Here is a 22490-nt window from a genome sequence, read left to right as displayed (position 1 = left end):
TGCCGGTGACGACGGTAGTCCCGGTAAGCCTGAGCGCGCCGGTCGTGGTCAGCGCCATGTCCCTGGCCGCGCCCTGAGTCGCGCCCGCGACGGTCAGCGCCCCGGTGGCTTTCAGCGTGATCGCACCCGCGTTGGTCAGCGTCACAAGCCCGGCAAAACCGTTGGCCGCGTGGCTCAGCGTCACGTCGCCGCTGCCCGCGACGATGGTGGTCGCCCCGCCGCTGGTGACCCGCGCCGTGCCGGAGACGCCCGCGCCCGACCGCAGCGTCAGACTGCCCGTGGCCCCGACGGCCCCGAGGGTCAGCACCGTGGTGTCGTTCACCGCCACCGTGCTGCCGGTGATCGAAACCAGTCCGCCCAGCACGTTGCCGGCGGCATTCAGCGTCACTTGTCCGCCGCTCACGGTCACGTCGCCCGCGATAGTCAGCACACCGGAGGTCACGTTGCCGACCGCCGTGGCGGTCAGCCCGCCGCTCAGCGTCAGCGCGCCGAGCGCGAGTGCGTTGCGATCCGCCAGCACGGCGGACCCGGCCCGCGTGATTGTCACGGCCCCGGCAAAGTCGTTGCCCGCGTTGGCAAAGCCAATCACGGCGCCCGTTCCCGCGCTCAGCGCCGTGGCGCCGGCGACTTCGGCCACGCCGGTCCCGGTGATCGCCCCGCCTGCCGAAACGGAAAGGCCGCCCGTCAGCGCCAGCCTGTCAAAGGACAGATCGTTGATATCGTTAATCACCAGCGACCCGGCGGTGACGCTAACGCTGCCTTGGAAGTCATGCGCCGCTGTCAGCTCTACCGACTGGCCGGTGGCGGTGATTGTCGTGTCGCCCGCCACGGTCCAGGTATCGGCGTTGTAGACCCGGCCGGCGGAGGTGATGTCCAGCGTGCCGCGCACATCCGCCGACACCAAGTGCAGTGCCGACCCCGAGCCGATCGTCACGTTGCGGCCCAGCCCGACGCTCAGCGATCCGCCAAAGACGTTGCCGCCATTGGCCAGCGTGATGTCAGAGGCCGCAGCGCCCGCGCCGAGGTCCGCGTTCAGCACCGTGTCCCCGCCCACGCTCAGCGCTCCGGTTTGTGTCAGCGCCGCCCCCGCAGTGACGCGCAGCGCGCCGGTCAGCGTGCTGCCGCCCAGCACAAGGCCATTCGTGTCGCGCAGCGTCGCGTCGGTGGTATCGCTCAGCGCGACGGTGCCGAAATCATTGTCCGCCGCATCCAGCACGACCGCGCCACCGTTGGCATCAAAGGTGCCGGTGCCGCCGACGACAACCGAAGTGCCCGCACGCTGGCCGATGCCCGCGCCGGTCACGCTCAGCCCGCCGCTGGTCAGCCCCAGCAGTGTCGCGGCCTCGTCGCTGTCCAGCGTCAGGGTACCCGTCACGCTGCCGCCCACGGCCAGCGTGTTGGTGTCATGCAGCGTGGCCGAACCTGCGTTCACCGTCACGTCGCCGGTGAAATCGTTCTCGACATGGGTCAGGGTGACCGCGCCCGCCGAGGCGGTCAGGCTTGTCTGCCCCGCCACGCGCACCGCGCCGCCGCCCCCGGTGATGCCGCTGGCACCCGCGCTGGCCGTCAGCGTCGTCCCGGCTGTGACCGCACCGAGGGTGATCCCCGTCGCGCCGTCCAGATCGATCCCGGCACCGGAGACAAAGCCCGCCCCCTGCCCCAGCGTCAACACGCCGCCGGAGGTCAGCGTCGCGGCCCGTGTCGCGGCACCATCGAGGCGCAGCGCACCCGTGGTGTTCACCGCCACATCGCGCGCCTGCTCAACCGTCACGGCCCCGCCAAAGGCATTCGCCGCATCCAGCAGGATGTCATGGTCCGCCCCGGCGGAAAGGCTCAGCGCGCCCGTCACCGTGACGGCACCACTGTCCGTCACGTCGCCAGCAGCCCGCAGCGCTGCTCCGCCGGAGACAGTCAAACCGCCGACCGCAAGATCGCCCGCGTCGGTCATGGCGCTCAGAGCACCGCTGGTGCCGTGAAGGCTCAGCCCGTCGACATCGCGCAGGGTCACGGCACCCGTGGCCGCCAGTGTGACCGCACCGCCGAAATCGTTGGCCCCGGTCAGCGTCACCGCGCCGGAGGCCGAAAGCGTCGTTGCCCCGGAGACCGTCACCGGCCCCGTTCCCGTAATCGCCGCACCGCTGGAGGCAAGGGTCGCCGCGGAAAGCGTGCCCAGGTCCAGCGTTCCGCCCGCGGTGACGGAGGCCGCGCCGCTCACGGTGCCGCTGACGCTCAGCCCGTTGGTGTCGCGCACGGTCAGCTGGCCCACGTTGCCCGCCACCACGGAGCCGAGATCGACCGTCCCGGTCGAGCCAAGGTCAACCGTCGCGGCGTTGTTCACTGTCAGCTGCCCGCCGACCGAAACGGTGCCCGTCGCGGTGAAGGCACCCGGCGTGGTCACGCTCAGGCTGTCCAGCGTCCAGGTGTCGCTGTTGCCGACCGTAACGGCCCCGGCCGCCGTGATCTCGGCTCCGACCGCCGTCAGGGTGCCGATGCGTCCCCCGGCGCCCGCAAGCGTCAGGTCGACCTGCTGGCCTGCCTGCACGCGGCTGATGTTCGCCGCATTCACCGTCAGCGGCGCCGCATCGGTGCCGATGCTGCCCCCGGCGACAAGGCTCAGCGCCCCGCCAGCGGTCAGGGTGCCGCCACTCAGATCGCCCCCCGTCGCCGTGACCGACAGCGCCCCGGTCGCGGTCACATCGCCCAGCATAGCGTTGCCCGCCGCCGTCACGGTGACGGTCGTCGCCCGCAGCACGCTGTCGGCGGCTGCCTGCACGTCGCCCGAAGCGGAAACCACCAGCGACCCGTTCGCCGCGCGAACCGAAAGGTCCGCACCGCCGCCCAGCGTTACCGTGCCGGTTCCCGTGCTGGTGACGCTCAGGCTGTTCGCGGCCGAAAGCGCCCCGTTCACCGTGACCGGCCCGGCCCCGGAGACAGAGATATTGCCCGTCGAATAAAGCCCCTGCACAACGAATTCGATTGCCGGATCGGAGGAAGAGAAGCCGACGCCGGAGGCATACTTGCCCGAGATCGTGTAGACTTTGCGCAGCACATTGCCCGCGGCGTCGCGGATGGTCCGCAGGTCCGGGTCGGAGGCGGTGATCACCTGCGGCACAGCCTGCGTATCCCAGCCCAGCGAAACCGCGCCGGTCGTGCCCGGCACCACGCCGCTGAATTCCAGCCCCGTCAGCGCCGTGACCTTCGCCACGTTGTCCGCCACGCCGGAGTAATCCGCGATGGCTGTGAACCGCGCCGCGATCACGTCGACGCTGTCAGCATAGTTGGCGTCCAGCGCGTTGCGCTGGGTTTGCGTCGTGGATTGCCGCGCGTAGCGGGTATCGGTGGGCGCGTCCACCAGCACTTCGCGGACGATGCCGGATGTGCGGATCTGCACGGCGCCGCCGGTGCCCACGTCGATACGGTCGATAAGCACGCCACCGCGCGCCTCGAAGGCGGGCGATTCCTGCGGAATGGCGTTCAGCCCGGTCTCCGCCTGACGCGCCGCGATCACCGCGGCTTCGCCCGGGAATTGTCCGTCGTCGCCAGCGTGAACCGTCAGCTTGTTGCTCGCAGCGTTGGTTTCGATCTCGACGTCGCGCAGCAGAAGGGAGCCATTGGCGGCAACGTAGATCGTGCCTTCGTGCAGCTGACCGGAGAATTCCAGCCGCCCCGCGTTGGTGATGTCGATGGACTGGCCCGAGACGTTGGTGGTGATCTCCAGATCCGCCACGTCCACATCGGTATTCAGGCGGATTTCACCCGTCGCCCGCGCCACCAAAGTGTCAGCGCTCAGCACGCGGCTGCCCACGATGGTCGAATCCGTGCCGGTCGCGCTCATGTCCACGCGGCCCGTTGCCGTGATCGCCACACGATCCAGGTCGATGTCCTGACCGGCGGTCATCACGACATGGCCGTTCGTCCCCGCCGCGCTGGACGCGCGGATGGTCATGTCGCCGTAGGCCGCCGTACCCAGATCCAGCGTGATCGTGCTTTGGTACAGATCCTCCTGCACCAGCGCGAGATGTTGCGCCGTCGCCTTCTGACCCGCGTTGGTCAGCACGGTCTGGCCCAGTTGGCTGCCCGAAACGGTCAGCGCCGTGCTTTGCGTCGTACCGCCGATGGTGTGGGTAAAGCCCGACACGGCGATGCCGCCCATGGCCCGCGTTCCCAGCGCCGTGCGATCCAGCGTGACCGTGATCCGGTCCGCCCCGGCCACGGCCTTCAGCCCCGTCAGCGCCTCGATCTGCGCCGCCAGCGATCCCCAGCTGCCGCTGATCACCCGCGCGTCGATCCCGCCCGCGGCGGTCGGCCATTCCAGCCGCAGGTCGAAGGTGCCGGACGTGGACGCGGGCTGCATCAGCACAAGGCTCGTCGCCTGGCCGGCAAGCCGTGCGGTGACGTCGATGCTGCCGCGTCCCAGAACGGTGGGCGGCGTCGCGTTGCCGCTGCCGTCCTGCACCGCAAGCGCGGTGCCGAATACGATCGCACCATTGGCGTCCGTGCTGATCCGCGTCAGCGCGCCCAACCCGTCGGGATTGGTCGCCGCGACCTTCACGGAATTGGCCGTCGGCGCGCCAAAGGGCACCGCATCAAAGACATACCACGTCTGGCCGCCCGCCACGAAGCTCTCGACCACATAGGCCTGTTGCGGCACGTAGACCGCGTAGGTCGCGCCGTCGACATCGGTGGGGGCCTGCGCCTCGATCAGGCGGGCGCCGCTGGCGTCCTCGACGATGCGGCGCGCGCTGACCTCGGATACGAGGTTGCGCTGCTGCAGGTCCGAGCCGTCGGCCGTGAGCGTCACGGCGTCGATGGCCGCGCCGCTGCTGGTGCGGATGACCCCCGCCAGCGTGATATCCCGACCAGAGGTCAGCGTGACCTCGGCCGCGCCGCTGCCCTGCCCGCCGATCACCAGGCTGCCCGATGTGGTGATGTCCTTGTCCGACGTGACCCGGATGACCTCGGCCGCGTAGGTCTGCGCCGTCGACAGCGCGTAGCTGTCGCCGCTGGTGATGGTGACACCATGCTGCGCGTCGAACCGCGTATCCGCCGGGGTGACCAGCGTACCCGAAGCGCTCAGCGTCAGGTTACCAACCACGCCGCCCGCCACCACGGCGCCGCCCGCCAGCGCGCTCAGTCCCCCAAGGTCCGCCAATGCGCCGTCCAGATGGCCCGCGCTGCGCAGGGCGCTGCGTTCGGCATCTGTGGCGATGAACAGATCGCCGCCCGATGCCGTAACGGAAACCGAGGCCATGTCCCGTGCCGCACCGACCGCCGCGAGCTTCATCGCGGCATCGGTGGTCACGGAAATGTCGCCCGCATCCGCGCGCAGGCCGTAAACTTCCCAGACCGCGTGCCCCTGCGTGCCACGATGCGCGATGTCGATCCCGCCCGTGGTCGTCACCGCCCGTTCCAGCACCTCGGCATCCAGCACCACGCCGGTAATCCCCGAGCCCGCCGTCAGCGCCACGCTGCCGCCAACGGAGCGCGCCGCCTTCAGCTGCGTCGCCACGCCATCGCCGCGGATCGCGCCGCCGGCCACGATCTCCAGATCCGGTTCCGTGGTCGCCACACCGTCCAGCTGGCGCGCATAGACGCCACCGGTAATGTCGGTCCCGCCGCCCACCGCCCGACTGGTCAGAGCGGCAAGGTCGACCGTGCCCGCCGCAGTCAGCCGGACCGACCCGCCGGTGTTGACCAGCCGCTCGACCGACAGATCGCCGGTGCCGGTGGTCGTCAGTTCCAGCCTGCGCGGCGTGAGGTTCCCCGCCTGCAGGTTCGCCATCAACCGCGCGTCCAGCGCCGCAATGTCCAGCCCGCCCAGCGTCACGCTTTCGGTGGCGCGCAGCGCCAGCCGGGCTGCCGCCACATCGGCCGTCACCGCTCCGCCAAGCCCGGTGATCCCGCCCGAAGCCGTCACCGTCACGTCGCCACCGCGCACCTTGCCAAGAGCGATGCCATGCGCCGCAGCCGTGCCGCCGGTCGTTGTCAGCACCAGTGCCCGGTCGCCCGCGGTCCCGGCGCGAATGTCCTTCGCCACCAGCGCGCCGCCCGCCGACACCGTCACGTCGCCCGTCTCCGTCGAAAGGCGTTCGATGGTCAGGCCGTCGCTGTCCTCAAGACGGATCACGCCCGCCGTGCTGGTCGCCGCGACCAGCGTATCCGCGTCAAAGCCAAAGGCCCCGCCCGCCGACCGGATATCCCCCGCCGCTGCCAGCGTCAGGCGTCCGGCACTGATTTCGCGCCCTTCGGACAGGATCGCACCGGTCTGCGCGGTCAGCGTCAGCAGGTCGCTCGCCGCGATCACCGCGTGATCCATGCGGATCGCGCCGCCAGCGGCCACTGCAATGTCGCCCTCCGTGCCCGGTCCCGCCGTCAGCTGCGCGTTGAGCGCCAGCACCACGTCGCGCCCGGCCCCCGATCCCAGCGTCATGGCACCGGACGTGGTCAGGCTGCCCGCCACCTCCAGCCCGGCCTGCGTCGACAGCGCCGCCGTGCCTGCCTGCACAGTCCCATCCATGGTCAGCGTCTTCGCGGCGCTGACCGTCAGCGCCCCGCCCACAGTCGCGCGGGAGGCCACATCAAACACCGCCTTGCCCTGCGACGTGATGCTGAGGGCACCGCCCGTCGTGATCTCCGACGCGCTGTCTACCTGGCCCGAAGCCGTCAGCGACAGGTCGCGCAGACCAAAGTCCCCGCCCGAGGTGATCGTCGCCGCCCCGCTGGTCTCCACCTTGCCGGAGACCAGCGCCTTGCCGCCCGAGTCCAACACGAGGTTGCCCGCCGAGACAGAGACGCCCTCGAACTCAGCCACGTTGAGCGTGCTGGCATCGACCAGCGATGTCACGTCGCGCGTGACCGTTTCGGTGATGGCGCGTTCTTCGTAGACCGTCTTGGTCGCGGTTTCGGAGACCTTCGTGGTTGCGGTCTTCTGCACCATGTTGGGCTGGTTGTCGTAGTTCGTCACCGGGGCGGATTCGCCCTTGAACGACAGCGTGGTCCGGAAGTCGGTGACAGTGTTGTAGATGCTTTCCCAGTGGTAGACGTAATTGCGGTATTCTTCGGAATACTGGCCATTGGAGATCGACCAATCCGCGTAGAAATCGGTGCTCACGCCGGCATATGCGCTGCCCGATTTGCCGCTGAAAGACGTGCCACGCGTGCCGGCGGCACTGTAGCCACTGATATTGGAATAGGTCTGATCGTACCGGAAATCGGACGTGATATCAAAGGTGACATGGCTGCCGTCGCTGAGGTCGTGCCTATGGTTATTCGTATTGGATCCACGATACCAAGTTCCCTCGAACCAGGCCTCGAAGTCGTCGTTGTCTTCAAAGACATCGTCGCCGCGACCGCCGGGGTCCGCTTCCCACAGTTCATACCGGTATTGCAGGTTGTTCAGGTCGCTGTAGTTGGCCCAGCCGCCCGTCCAGGTAAACGCCGACCCGGGATTGCTGTACTGGTTATAGCTGCCCCGACCGTCGTGATAGTAGTCGTTCCGGTCGTTGTAGCCGTACCACGCAATGACGTAGTCCTCGTCCGCGCCGCTTTCGTTGTTATTTGCCTGGTAGAAGCTTTCGAGCTTGATCGTCATCTTGGCCTGCCGGCGTTCGATCTCGTAGCCCGATGCGCTGGTATAGGCGCCGTTGGCCTGGCTCACGCGCTCCAGCGATCGCGCCAGAGTATAGAAGTTTCCGCTGACACCGCTGGTCGCGATCCCCCGGATGTCCCCCGCAATCGCACTGTTTGTCTCTGCAAACTGGCTCGCGGAAGTCCACTGCGACGCATAGGCCAGCGCAATATCGCTGCGGTTGTTGATCTCGTAGACGCGCTTCTGCCCGTCCTTGATGCTCAGGTCGAAATTCAGCGACTTCCCGTCATCGTCGCTCAGGTAATAATCGTTGCCCAGATTCGTCCGCGTCCCGGTCAGAATCGAACTTTGCTGTCTGTAGTTGAGGTTCGCCTCGTCGTAGGAGCGCCCGACCACGGTTTCCGTGGTCACCGGCTTGCCCGTCGTCACGACCTTGGCGATGTCGTCCTCGGCGCCCACGGGAATGGTGATCCATTTGTCCAGCAGGCCGTCGACCTGCACGTTGACGATCTCGGTCGGCTTGCTCACCCAGTCCGGCGTCCAGTTCAGGATGTTCTTCGACCCGTTGTTGTCGATGACTTCCTTGCCCGTGCCGGTCTTGTAGACAAAGGTGTAATGCCGCTTGTAGCCCAGCTGCTGCAGGACCTTGTCCTTCTGATCGTCCGTCAGTTCCTTGAAGGTGGCATTGGTCGCCGGCGGGGTGACGGCACCCGGTGTGCCCGCGACGCCCCAGTTGATGACGGGCGCGCCATGCTCTGCCCCCAGCGAGGACGAGCTGTTGCGGTAGTCGAAGCCCTGGACGAAGAACTGCACGATCTGCGTGCCATTCGAATAGCCGTTCTGCACCAGATCGAAGTCGAAGGTATGGCGCGTCGTGCCCACCGGGATGGAGTTGTAGCCCTCCTGCACGAAGAAGGTCGTTTCGACGAATTTCACCACCTCGATGTCGACGGTGCCCACCGCGACCTGGGTGTAGCCGGTGATGATCTCTTCGGTGACCTTTTCTGTCTTCGTGATGGCGAATGTCAGGTCGTAGCCCTGCGCGCCGGTGGCGCCGGAGTTCACGACCACATCGCCGCCCGCCCGCATCTGCGCATCGCCTGCGGTGGTCACGGTGCCCGCGCCCAGGATGTAGACCATGCCTCCGGTCAGGGCCGGCAACAGGGCCGTGTCCCGCAGGTCTGCCGCCGTGCGGTTCACCGCCGCCGCGCCCGCGCGCAGCACGATGCTGTCGCTGGCCTCCGTGCCGGAGGTTTGCACCGCGCCGGTCACGAGGATCTGCGAGGTCGCGTCCAGCCACAGGGCGGACTCCGCCTCAAGCGCGCCCGCGACGACGATCGTCCCGGCCAGAAGATGCGCTTGCCCGGCCGACTGGATCGCGCCATTGCGGCCGCCGCCGGTGGCCGCGGCGATCTGGATGCCGCCGCGCGCCGTTACCTCGATCAGCGCATCGGCGGCGCGGGCCAGAAGGCTGCCGCCCTCCATGACCGACACGTCCTGTGCCGAAACGCGGATGTCGGAGCGGGCAAAGACCTCGCCCGTCACCTGCACCTGCGCATCGCCCAACCCGGTCAGCGTCACCGTCTTCGGCAGCCCGGTGATGCCGTCCGCCGCTGACGCTTCGCCGATCTTCCCGCCCAGCCGCAGCGTGCCGCCGCCGGTGATCGTCACCGTGCCGTCCGCCGCCAGCGTGTCGATCACCGAACCCGACAGGCGAACCGGGTTCGCCGGGTCGGTTTCGTCGTAGACCACCGTCTCTGTTTCGACCGAATAGGCCAGCGGATCGGACTTCCCGCCGTAGATGTCCACCGCCGCATTGGCCCGCAGGAAGCCGTTCAGCAGCGCACGCCGTTCGACGTCCACATCCACCACGCCGCCAGTGCCATCGGCGTAGATCTGGCCGTTCAGCACCACGTCCCGCGTGCCGGTGATGGCGATCGTGCCGGACCCGGTGCCCGCCACGTCCAGAACCTCGACCCGGCTCGCCGCATCGACAAAAAGCCCCGCCTCGATGATGGCACCACCGCTGCGCAGGATCGCCGCGGAACCGCCGTTCAGGGTGATCCCGCCGGTGGCCAGCACGCTGCCGCCCTTCGCGACGCCCAGATGGTCGGTCCCGCCCAGCCGCAGACTGTCGCTGGCGGTCAGCGTCACGGTCGCCCCGTCCGCCGCCGCGGTCAGCTTCAGGCTCGGCGTGTCCTGCAGCGCGGCACCCGCGTGCAGCGTGCCCATGATCGTCATCGTCTCCGCCGACAGGTCGATGTGCGACCCGGTGGCCGACGTGCCGATCAGCACGCCTTCCTCGACCCGCAGGTCGCCCGTCAGCACCCCGGTGATGGCGTCCTGCGCCACCACGACCGCGCCACGGTTCGACGCCGTATCGCCCAGCACCACGTTCGCCCCGACAAAGGCCACCGTCTGCGCCTTCAGCACCGCATCGACGACCGTCACCCGGTTGGACGCCTCGAGCGCCAGATCGCCCGCCGCCGTCAGGTTCGCGCCGATATCCAGCGCGTTGTCCGCCACGATGCGCACCTCCGGCTGGCTGCCCCCGGCAAAGGTGCTGGTGATCACGCCCTGCACGTCGACATCCGCACCATGGATCGACAGATCGCCCGCCGCGAGGATGCGCCCGAAATCGCGCGTCAGCACGACGCCGCCATTGGCCGAATCCACCGCGATGGTCTGGTCGTCCCGCAGCGTCTCCAGCGTGCCGTTCAGGTAGATCTCCTGATCGCCCGAAAGCGTGATCGCCCCGCCCGCCTGCAGCACCCGCAGGCGCGCGGTATTGTCGATGTCCAGTGACCGCGCCGCCGTGCCGCCTGTCAGCGTGACATTGCGCGAGGCCTCGATCAGTCCCTGCACCTTCAGCGTGCCCTGGGCCGACAGGATCACGTCGCGGTCCTGACCATGTGCAATGATGTCGCCTTCGAGCAGGCTGTTCTGCCCCAGTTCGAAGGTGATCGAACCGTCCACCGTCTCCAGCACGCCGGTGGCGTCCAGACGGATTCCCCCATCGAGAGACGCCGGATCGCTGAACATGTTGATCGCCGAATGTGCGCGGATCTTGCCCGCGATGTATAGCTCTCCGTTCGGACCGGTGGCGGAGCCGAGGTTGACGATGCTGCCCGCCGCTGCCGCGTCCAGCGCGTAGCGCTGACCGGAGACCAGTTCCGCCGTACCGCCAAACGCCACGCCCAGAAGCGCCACGTTCTGCTGCCTCGCATCGTCGAGGATCTTCACCTCGTAGGGCGACACGAAGGCCAGCCGCCCTTCGCGCAGGATCACGTCGAGGTCGGGCGTGCTGTCGCTGGCGTCGCGATGCGCCGCGTGGATCGCTGAAAGGCCTGCGTAATCGGTGCCGATGTCAGGCGTGATCCCCGCCGCATCGGTCTGCACCACGGTCCAGGTTGCCGCGTCCCATGCGTCGCGGATGTCCTGTTGCAGGTCGGTGATGGCGGTATTATCCGCCGCCTCCGCCGCCGTGACGGTCACAACCGCTTCAACGGTAAAGCCCAGCCGGTCGTATTGCATGACAAAAGACACGTCCTGCCCCAGCGTGCCGTTCACGCTGACGGGCCAGGCGTCCAGTTCCAGCATGTTGACCCAGGCCGGGGCCAGTACCTTCACGTCGCCCTTGCCCGCGAGGTTGATGACGGAATTCTCCCGCGTGGTCGTCACCGCGGCGGAGCCATAAAGCACCAGCCCCGTGCCGTCGTACTGGTGGTCCGGGTCGCCCGCCACGGGGGTCCGGTCGTCGATGCCGCCGATCACGTCGATGCGCTTGCCCGCGGTGATGTCGGTGCCGATGATCACCTGCCGGTCGGCTTCGATCAGGATTTCGGAATCCACGTCGTAAGCGTCCAGCGTACGGCCCTGATACTTGCCCGCCACCGGGTCGCGGTGCTCGACCACGCGGCCGCCGGACAGCAGCAGGCCCAGCACGTCCACGTCGCCCGCGCCCTTCAGCGAGATCGACCCGTCGACGTATGTTCCACCCGCCGCGCGGCTGCGATTGCCGTCGGCGTCATAGTCCCATGTGCCTTCGACCACGATTTCGGAGGCCGCGTTGACCACCAGCCCGGTGCCCGTCACCGCGTCCGCGCCGCCGATGGCATCCACCGCGCGGCTTGCCCGGACGTAGCCGCCCGCGTCAACGATACGGCCGTCCTCCGTCTTGACCAGACCGCCGAGGATCACCCGGCTGTCAGACCGCACCACCACGTCGCTTTCGCGTCCGGTCCAGTCGACGTGCTTCTCCACGAGGAAGGTCTTTGTCGTGCCGTCCGGCATCTGCCGCTGTTCATAGGTCTGCACCAGCCGCCCGCCGGCGATGATATTGCCCAACAGTTCCGCCCGCCCGGTCGAATTGATCGTGACCACCGATCCGGCACCGTTCGCGCCCAGACCCGCGCCCGTCAGGCCGCCCGCAGAATTGATATAAAGCGACAGCGGGTTCTCGAAATCCGAGGCCAGCGCGGAATACATCTTCTCGCCGTCCCAGTGGTCGTCAGCCCCCGCGACGCCGCCCGTCACGGTAATGTCGCCACTGGTCAGGATGCCCTTGCCGATCAGCAGCTGCTGGCCAGCCTCGAGCGTCACGCTCGACCCGCCATTGCCCTGCGCGTCGAGGTTGAAATGTACGCCGGTTTCATCGGCATAGCCGCCCGCGATCAGCGTCCCGAAGATGTCGACGTCCTGCCCGCCCGTGGCCGTGATGAAGGAGCCGGCCGCGTTCGTCTGAATCGCACCCGAATTGTCGAGGTAGACCGAAGACCCGCGCGCATCCGCCGTTACGGCACCCGCCGCCAGCGCGCTGCCGTCCAGCGCAAGGCCGCCCAGCATCGTCACGCCCGCATCCGCTGTCACCTGCCCGTCGACGTACAAGAACTCGTCCGAGTGCAGCGTCACGTCGGCGCCCGCCGCCGTCGCGGTGACATAGCCCGTCACGATCACGTCCTGCGCCGCCGACAGCACCACGGGCCGCGCCGCGAGGCTGACCATGTCGCCCGACATCCACAGACCGTAGCCGCCGGTATGCTCGGCCAGGTAGCTCAGCGGATTGGTCAGCGCAATCAGCTCAAACGTCGAAGATTTGTCAAAGATCGAATACTTCGCCCGATAGGCCGGATTGTCGCTGCCGTCCGCCAGCTTTGGCTTGCCATAGATCAGACCGTCATAGCGCTGGTTGCCGCCGGCGAATTCCATCGCGCCCGCCCCGGCGATCGACCCCGCCAGCAGCATCTCGGCGCCTGCCGCGACCTTGACGCTCGCCCCGGTGGCCAGCGTCACCAGTTGCTGGATCGTCTGCGACGGATCGGCCGGGTTCGGCACCGTCACGTAGTCGGTGCCCGACAGCAGGGCCGACCCCTTGTTGATCGACACCAGATCGTCCGACGAGAGATCCATCAGGGAGTTGTCGCCCGTCGACTGGATCACCCCGCCTTCGAGCAGGAACAGCGGCCCGCCGGCGTCCAGCGTCATGATGGACCCCACGCCACCCAGCAGCAGGCTCGCGCCCACCTCGACCGCACCGGCGGTCGTTATGTCAAAGGTACTGCCATCGCCGGTCGTCTCGATCACCGAACCGACGTCCATCGTGACGCTCAGGTGACCCGCCTCGTTCAGGTATATCGGCGTCACGTAGGCGTCCGTCCGCACGGTCGGGTCCTGCACGCCGGACACGTCGATGGTCACGCTGCGTGTGCCCCGCACCCAGCCACCGACCGAAATCTGCTCGTCCGCCGAGATCTTCACGTTCATGCCGGACACGCCGGAATCCGCGAAGCCGGTCAGGTCCTGGATATTCTGCGCCGACACGCGCAGCAGGCGGGTCTGAAGCTCCACCAGATCGGCGGGCGCCTGCACGTCGCCCATGACCGTCATCACGTCGGACAACAGGCGCGTATCGTCGCGCAGGCTGGCAAAGCGGCTGTCGGCGGGCCGCGCCACGGGGCCGGAATTGTCCGGCATCTTGGCAAACTCGGCATCCTTCAGGTCGCCCAACACCATGGTGTTGCCGAGGTCGCGCCGCCCGACGATGAGTTGCGTGAACCCGTCCTTGATCGCCGCGACATCGCGCGACGAAAGGTAAAGCCCCGGCGTCGGACCCTGCACGTCGCCATCCTCCGGCAGATCGACGCCACGGATATCCTCCGCCGCGGTTCCCAGGACCGTGTGCCAGACCGCCTGCTGAGACCGCAGCGTCAGCCCGCCGGCCCCGACAATCCGGTTCGCCCCCGAAGCAAAGTCCATGTCGTCGGCGTTGAACACGATCTGTGCGTCGGCCTTGTGCGCCAGCACATGACCCGAAGCCAGCGTCAGCAGCGCATCCTGCGCCGTCAGGTCGATCACCAGATCGCCGTTCGCCACCTCGATGGCCACGTCGGCGCGGATGTTGCCGCGGTTCTTGCGCAGGATATCGCGCCATTCCGCCGCCGCCGCACCGGCGCGCGTGACCCAGGTCACGCCGCTTTCCCAATCGTCCTCCGCCGGGGTCGCCAGAATCTGCAGACCGGCGTTTTCATAGCGGTCCAGCGCCTTTTCCTCGATCAGGGTCAGGTCGTCGTCCTCGCGGATCGCCACGTCGCCCGCGCCGGTGGCGGAGGTCGCAAGCGTCATCTCCTTCACCCGCGTATGGATCGGCGTGTCCTTCGACCCGATGGCATCACGTGCCTTGATGACCAGGTAACCCTGTTCCGCCGCGATGGTGACACCGGCGGCGTTGGACACATTGCCGTCCGCGGCGGTCATTCGGATCCAGCTGTCGCCATCCGTCCCCGCGCCCAGATCGGCGGAGGAGGAGATATTCGCGTTGACCCGGATCGACGCATCGTCGCCCACCACCCGCAGGTCCATGGCGCCACCGTTCAGCAGCGTCACGTCATGCGCGATGGTCAGCGTGGTTTCCTGTTCCAGGATCACGCCCTGCGCCATGAGCGCGCTGAACTGGGTGACGGTATGCGCAATCGCCCGCAGTTCGGTCGCGCCGAGGTCGATCACCGTCTGCCCGTCCAGCGCGACAAAGCCCACGTTGCCGCCAAACGCCCGCACGGCGGTATCCTCGGTCCGCGCGCCCTTGCCCGTCAGCGTCAGCCGCTCCACGTCGCCAGAGGTGTAGCGGATCTGTTCCCGCCCGTTGGAAATGACGCCGTTGCCCAGACGGATCGCGTCGTCCGCGCCGCGTGCCGCCGTCTGTTCAAGGATGATCTCGTCGAAATCGCCGCCGGTTTCCGTGATGTGGAAGGTGCCGGTATCGCCCCGCGCGCCGGCCCGACCCATGCGGAAGTTGTAATCGTCCTCACCGCCGGTGTCGGTGATCTGCGCCTCCCACGCCGGGAAGGCCGTGGTGAACAGCGTGTCGGCAAAGCCCGACAGCGTGATCCGGTCCACCGTGAGGCGCGACACGCGCACCTCGCCGTCAGACCCGTTGTCGGAAACGGTCACGCCCGATTTGGTGATCGTCGCCGTCACGCCATTGCCCATGCCGGAGAAATCCAGCCCCGTGCTTTCGTCCCGGTCGTCGCTGATGCGGTCGTTGCCGTAGGCCTCGGCAAAGGCATAGGTGTCCGCGCCCGCGCCGCCGGCCAGCCGGTCATCGCCCGTCCCGCCCTGTAGCCAGTCGTTGCCGGCAAGCCCGGTGATCCGGTCGTTGCCCGCGTCGCCGTAGATGGAATCGTCGCCAAAGCCGCCGGACAACACGTCGTCGCCGTCGCCGCCCTCGATCCGGAAACCGTCGGCCTGGGCCGTGGTGGTCACGAAATCGCCCGGTGTGTAGCTGCCCGCGACCCCCTTCTCCTGTGAAGGGGTAAAGACACCCTTCTCGAATTGCCCGACCTGGATCCTGTCTTTGCCCGCACCGCCCTTCAGCACGCCGCCGCCGGTGGAGACCAGGAGCGTGTCCTTGCCGTCGCCGCCGTCGATGTCGAAGGTCACGCCGGACAGGCGCGTGGCGTCCATCATGTCATCGCCGTCACCGAAGGTGGCCACGACCTTCCGCACGCCGCTGAACGACTGGTACCAGTTGTCCCACTCGACGTTCACCGTCCCGCCGGAGCCCGACAGCACCACGCTTTCGCCGGCGTCGTTGGTGCCGAAGTATTTTCGCATCTCCGCCCGCGTGCCAAAGTTCAGGTGCAGCGTGTCGCCCTGCTTCTCGGCCAGCACCGGCTGCACGCGCGGCGCCTCGAAGGTGGTTTCGAACAGGCGCAGCTTGAACAGGTCCTGATCATAAAGCGTGATCGTCTTGACCCACAGGTCCAGTTCGACGAAGGCACCCAGCACGAGGTCGGCGTGCAACGAAAGGTTGAACAGGTTCAGCGGGTTCGGCGTGTCGCTTTCGTAGTTGAGCATGGTCCAGATCTCGGACCCGCGAATGCGACCGTCGCTGATCCACGTCGTCTGGCTTGCCAGCACGTTGCCCCAGTCGTCCTTGACCAGCAGCGGGCGCGCGATGTCCTGCACGTCGAGGCCGGCGCCGAATTCGACGCGGCCCTTGCCCCCGCCAGAGATCGGACCGACGTTCACGCCCATCTTCAGCCCGATCCAGGCATCCAGCGTGAATTCGTCCTTCTCCACGCCGCCCGTGCCCGCCACGATCGAGCCGTTGCGGAATTCCGGCAGCGTCCAGTCGGCCAGGAAGAAGCCGTCCAGCGCGTCCAGCGGATCAGAGGAGGACAGCGCCTTGCGGATGCCGAAGGTGTCATAGCCGAATGCCAGGTCGGCCTTGGCCGAAACCCCGCCAAAGGCGGAAACCTTGAAGTTGACCAGCCCCGGAATGATCGGGATCACGCCCAGCAGCGCCTCGAACTCGGCGCGCGCTTCGAGAAGCGGCAGTTCGTAGGTGAACAGGATCGCATCGCCGCCCGACAGGATCGACATCCAGTTGTCGAGGTCGGTCAGGTATTCAAAGGTCTTGAACCCCGACCGCGGCGTGGCCGATGTGCCCTTCTTTACCGTGGTGCCGGAGGACGACCCGCCCGAGCTTGCCGCCTCCAACGCGCGCAGCTTGGCGTCCAGTGCCGCGCTGTCGCCGGTATCGCCGGTCGCCGCCGTGCCCGACAGCGTGCCGGTGCCGATGCCGGCGATATCCCCCAGCAGGATTTCCCCCGTGTCGCCCCAGCCCCGGATGGTCGGTGGCAGATCGTGGATAAAGACGATCGCCTTGAAGAACGCCTCCGGGATCTGCGGCTTGCCCTTGAGCTTGAGCATCCCGTTGACGAAGCCCAGTGGCGAGGGCGTGATGCCAAGCCCCTTGAGGAACGACAGCTCGTCCAGTTCCGTGATCATGAACTTGGCGAAGTCGTAGATCGGATCGACCGCATCCGACACGTCTTCGGACAGCGGCAGCAGGAAGTCGTTGACAAAGCTGCCGACGTCGACGCGCAGCCGCTCCAGTTCGATGGTCGGGGCCTGAAGCTTCTGGCCGATCTGCCAGTCCCAATCCATCACGAGGTTGGCGCGCAACTTCGGCAGCGCCACCGCGCCGCCCGCGTCCACCGAAAGCGTCATCTGCAGGTCGACGTCGCTGTCGACCTCGAAGGCGACGCCAAAGCTCTGGCTGAAGGACTGCGACAGCAGCTTGGACGCGGACAGGCGGCCGCGACCGTCGCCCTTCACGTCGATGCCCAGCACGGCCTCCGCGCCGGATGCCTCGCCATTCGGTCGGGCGTCGACCACTTCGGCGTCGAAGAACAGCAGCGACCCGGTGGCCGTGAACGGCGTGTCGTCGTCGTCGCCGCGCAGGCGTGCACTGGCCTCGACGCGGATCTCGGGCTTGCCGTCGCCGTCCTCGCCGTCCTGCGTCACCAGGTAGAACCCGTCCGACACCGAGATGCCAAAGCCGAATTCCCAGGTCCATCCGGCCTCGAAGGAGAAACCGCCGTCGATGTCCATGGAGAAGCCCGGCAGGTCGAAGTCGAGCGGAATATCAAAGCCCGTGGACAGCAGGTCCTGCCCCAGTTCCATCTCGATCTGAAGCGCATCGGCGCTGTCCGGCGGCAGATCGCCCTGCGCCCAGTCGCCCAGCTTTACGCCGGCACGGTCGTACCAGCCGACGGCGATATCCTCGATGTTCACCGTACCGTCGCCGTTCACGTCGCGGACGATGTTCAGCCCGTCGACGCCAAACAGCGACCACAGCGAATTGCGCACGATGCCCGTGGTGCCGCCCTCGGAGGACAGCTTTGCCCGCAGATCGCCCAGGAAACCCTGCCGCACATCCTGAACGAAGTTGCCGGTGGCCGCCAGCTTGTCCCCGATCAGCGGGATGTCGCGGCTCAGTTCGTCCTGCAACGTGTCCTGCACCATCCCCAACGCGAAATCGACGCCGTCGATCAGCCGGCTGGGGTCGTTGATCATACCCAACAGGCTGAATTCGCCCAGATACTGATCCATCGCCGACTGCGCATCCGGCACGGTCAGTTGCAGCACTTCGCCTTCGACCAGCTTGCCGCTGGCCATGTCCATCAACGCCCCGAAGCCCTTCGGCGTCTGCATGGTAAAGGCGCCAAGCGCGATATCCGGCAGGCTGGAGGCCTGAAGCCGCATCGGCAGGTTGGCCTGCAGGTTGCCGCTGAGCGACACCGCGTAATTGTCCGCCAGCCGTTCGTCGAACAGGTAGAACCGGCCATCATCCGCGACGCTGCCCGCCTGCTGGTCCAGCCGCACCATGAGCGATGCGTAATCGTCGGTGGTCGCGGCCAGCCCGTCGCCGTCAATGGCGATCCAGCCGTCGCTGATGCCGATCTGCGCCACGCCTGCGTCCAGTTGCAGATCGAGGTTCGACCCCCGCGCCGCGAGGTTGAGCGACGCATAGGTGCCGCGCGCCTTCGACGGGTCCACCGCCTGGCGGAATTCCAGTTCCACCGCGGTAAAGGTCTTGCCCGCGTAATCCGCCGTCTGGCTGCCCGACAGCAGCTGCACATCGACGCCCAGTTCGCCCGACAGCCAGTCCTGCAGGTCCTGGATGGCGCTCATGCGGCGCCCCGCCAGCTGGCCCTTGCCATGCTGGGTATCGGTATTGCCACCCTCGGTCGAGGACAGCCAGCCGGTGTTCACCTCCGCCCAGAGCCGGGTGACGTCCTTGCCGCTTTCGCCGATCATCCGCCGCATCTGCGCCAGAACCGCCTGGCGCTGATCCTCGGCCAGTGTCGACGATCCGCGTGCAAAGCCGACTGACCCGAAGGCCGCCGCCGTGGTCGTGACCACCCGCGTCGGGTCGTAGTCGTAAAGGAAGGTCTCGATGCCTTCGGCGCTGAGGATGACGCCGGCGTGCAGGCGCAGCTTTGCCAGCACGTCGAGTTCCACGTCACCCGACCCGCTCACGAGGTCGTTGGCGAAATCGAAGCCCGCCAGCCCGTCGGCCCCGACGATCCCGGCCAGTTGCTGGATATCCAGCGCCAGTCCGAAGGTCTCGCGGAAGGATTTCTGGATATTCATGTGAATATCCAGCGCCTCGCCGTTCATGCGCAGGGCAAAGACCTGATTCTCGGCGGCGAGCGTGTTGTCGTCGTCGATCCCCAGCGCGTTCTCGAACAGCGCCTCGATCTGGTCAAAGGCGGTCTGCGGGTTCTCCGCCGCCTCCTCCACCTGCGCGAGGATCTCGTCGACAAAGGGGAAGGCATCCGCCAGCGACTTGCCGACGCCCGGCAGGATCTCGTCGTAGAACGGCTGATCCTCGATCACGCCGCGCAGCAGGTCCAGCCCGTCGCGCACCGCGCCGACGATATCGGCCAGCGACATGTCCTTGAAATCGAACAGCGCGCCAAGCTCCGGGTAGACCACCACGATATCGTTCGCCGCGATCTGCCCCTGCGCCACCAGCAGGTCGAGGTCGGCGGCATAGTTCGGGTCCTGCGCGATGGTGACGAATTCGCCGGGATCGAACAGGTCGAGCGCCGTGATCGACACCTCCGCGTTCGGCGCCAGCGGAATGTCCGACCCAAAGCCCGGATTGACCGTCAGCCCGCGCAAGGACGCGTTCGCGGTGCCGGTCGCGGTGATGACGATATCGCCCGCGTTCACGTCGGTCAGGCCAAATCGGGTATCGCCCGGCACGACTTCGTCCGCGTTGCGGTCGAGCCGTGCCGTCACCTGCGCCTCGAGGTGGACGCCCGATCCGCTGCCCGCGCCGCCTGCGGTCGCGCCCAGCGAACCGATGGACAGCGCCACCTCCAGGTCTGTCACGTCCAGCGACACGCCGGCGCTGACCGACACGTCCTGAATGCCAAGGCTGGTTTCGCCCTCCCGCAGGACAAAGCCGAGGTTGGCCTCGCTCTCTGCCACGGCGCGGTCCAGAACCACGAGGTGTTCGTTGCGGTATCCGGTGACGGTGTAGCGCTCGCCGCCCAGTTCCAGACCGTAGCCCACCATGGTGGAATCGAAGATGAACGTGTCGTCCGAGAACAGTTCCGACCCGGCAGTGGTCCGTCCCGCCGCGCCGGAATAGGTCCGGCCGTCAAGGTCGATGAAGAACCCCAGTTGCCCGGCCACGTTCACCGTCATGCCGCCCACGGCATCGGTCGACAGGCTCAGCGCGTCCGACCCGATGTCGAGGCTCAGCGGAACCTCGAAGGGTTCGAAGGTCTGCGCGAACTGCATCGGCACCACAAAGGCGCGTTCCAGCGGGTCGTAGCTGATGGTGATCCCCGGCGGCAGCACGCCGGAGTTGTTCACCGCCGTCATGAATTCCTGCAATGTGCGGATCTTCTGGCGACGTTCGTGCACGACCGCCTCAAAAGTGCCGACTGCCGTCACCGACGCGGGCAACACCGCCGTCTTGCCGTCCAGAACGGAGGACACCGTATAGGTGCCCACCGCCGTCCGCACGCCGTTCACCGTCTGGTACAGCGACACCTCACGCCCGTCGAACAGACTCGCGTCGAACCCGCCAAAGGCCGAAGCCATGCGGACCTGAACCATCTGGGTGCCGTCCACCGTCCGCACCACCGGCGCGACCGTGATACCCTGGAAGGTGCTGACCACCTCGAGCGGGCGGTAGAAGTCGATCTTGTCGTAGACGTTGGTTTCGAACGCCTCGCCGAACTGCAGCACGGTATCGAGCCCGGTGCCCACGAAGGGCAGATCGGTGGCGAACATGTCGCTGTAGCGCACCTGTTCCAGCGTATCGAGGAAGTCGGGGAACATCTGGATGATGTCCACCACCGACACGTTGCGGAAATCCAGCAGCGCGTCGAAATCGACCAGTTCGAATTCCGGCAGGCCATCGGTCAGGAAATCGCCGGATGCCAGGATGCGCGGCGTCTTCCCCGATGCGAGGTCGAGCGACCCGACCTCGGCATAGACCGGCAGATCGACCTCCAGGTTGCTCGATGTCAGCACGTTGCGGAAGCCCGCCGTGGTTTCCTCCACGTGACCGGCCAGCGCCAGCGTGATGCGCCCGGTTTCGCGGCTGCGATCCCCGATGGAGGCGCCCAGCGGGCCAAAGCTCGCCCCGATCACCACGTCATCGACGGACGCATTCAGGTCGTATTCCAGCCGGTCCAGCGTGAAACTGGTGTCGCCCGTGGTCCAGTCGAAGGCCAGAGAGAAGCCCGAGGACACTGTCCCCGTCAGGTTCAGCGTCACGTCGGCGTCCAGCTCCAGCGGCACGTCGAACGGCAGGTGGTCCAGCCCGGCCTCGATCGCCTCACCCAGCGTCAGGCGCTGGCTGCGCTCGATGGTCAGCGTGTCGTCGAACACCAGCCGCAGGCCGGTCTGATCCGATACCAGCGTCAGCGCGTCCTCGGAGAAGCCCAGCAGCGGCAGCCAGTTGGCACTCAGGTAATTCACCAGTCCAACGAGGCTCGGCTCACCGGTGACGCCGTAGGTCGGGGCGGGCAGCGCGGCGATGGCGCTGTCCGCTGTCTCGCCCATGTAGCGTTGTATGTAGTCACCGAAGGACAGCAGCGTATCGGCGCCCACCAGCTGCGCCAGGGACGTACCCAGCAGCGGCAGCGTCACCGCCATAGGATGGGTATTGCTGTTCTCGCCGGTAGAGAAATCCGGCGTGATATCCGCCTTCAGGTCGCTGATCGTCTCGCCGATGGTTTCCGTCGCATCGCCCAGCACGCCGGTCAGGAGCACGTCCAGCGACCCAAAGTCGATGCGCGTTTCCTGCGTCGCGGCCTGTGTTGCCAGGTGCAGCGCGCTCACCGCGCCGGTGGCGTCGGTCAACGACAGGGTGCGATCCACCATGCGGCCCAGCGAGTTGCCCGCCACCGTGACTGTGCCGGTCAGCCCCATCACCGGGGTGTCCACCACCGCTGTGGCGCTGCCCTCGATGGCATAGCCCGGCTGGCCGTTGGCGCCCGTGCCCGCCAGCAGGGCAAAGCGCCCCGCCGTCAGCGACACCTCGGACCCGGCGGGCAGATCGAATTCGGTGGTGAAATCCGTCACCCCCAGCAGCAGCATGCCACGACCGTCGACGACCTCGCGGCTGATCAGGATATTGCCCTCGAACGCCGCCACGTCCAGCACCTCGACAGTGGCCTGCCCGGCCAGCGTCAGGTTGCCGGTGCCGTCGAAGGCCGCCGCAAGCGAGCCGTCCAGCGTCACGCCCGGCACGCCCGTCAGGCTGACCGCGCCCGCGACCGACCCGCTGCGGGTGCCATCGTCGCCCAGCACCAGCGTGCCGGCCACGTTCTCCAGCGCCAGCGCGATGCCGCCGACCCGCAGCCCGAGTTCCGCATCCGTCGCCGTCACGCGCCATGCCGCAGCCACCGCATCGCGCTCCACCCGGAAATCGCCGCGCAGGAAGGCCCCGCCAAGGTTCAGCTCCGCGTTCGCCTCGATCAGGAAACGCGCGCCCGCGTCGTCAAGCGCCAGTTCGGACCCGCCGCGCGACACCGCCTGCGTCAGCACCTGGCCCGACCAGTCGATGGCCGACCCGCCAGCCGCTCCC

At 67.5% G+C, this 22490-nt stretch carries 1 protein-coding gene (only partly in view); it reads right to left on the bottom strand.

The whole window is internal to a hypothetical protein gene (locus J5474_RS18265; protein ID WP_209362845.1) on the bottom strand: the coding sequence, 47625 nt in all, runs 7628 nt past the left edge and 17507 nt past the right edge, and what appears here is coding positions 17508-39997 — codons 5836 (partial) to 13333 (partial); the first complete codon in reading order (the gene reads right to left) occupies positions 22487-22489. Both codon boundaries (start and stop) fall beyond the window edges.

This window comes from Sagittula salina (assembly GCF_017813235.1).
GTDB lineage: Bacteria > Pseudomonadota > Alphaproteobacteria > Rhodobacterales > Rhodobacteraceae > Sagittula > Sagittula salina.
The sequence above is the reverse complement of the archived record's forward strand: the minus strand, read 5'-3'. Positions and strand labels throughout refer to the sequence as shown.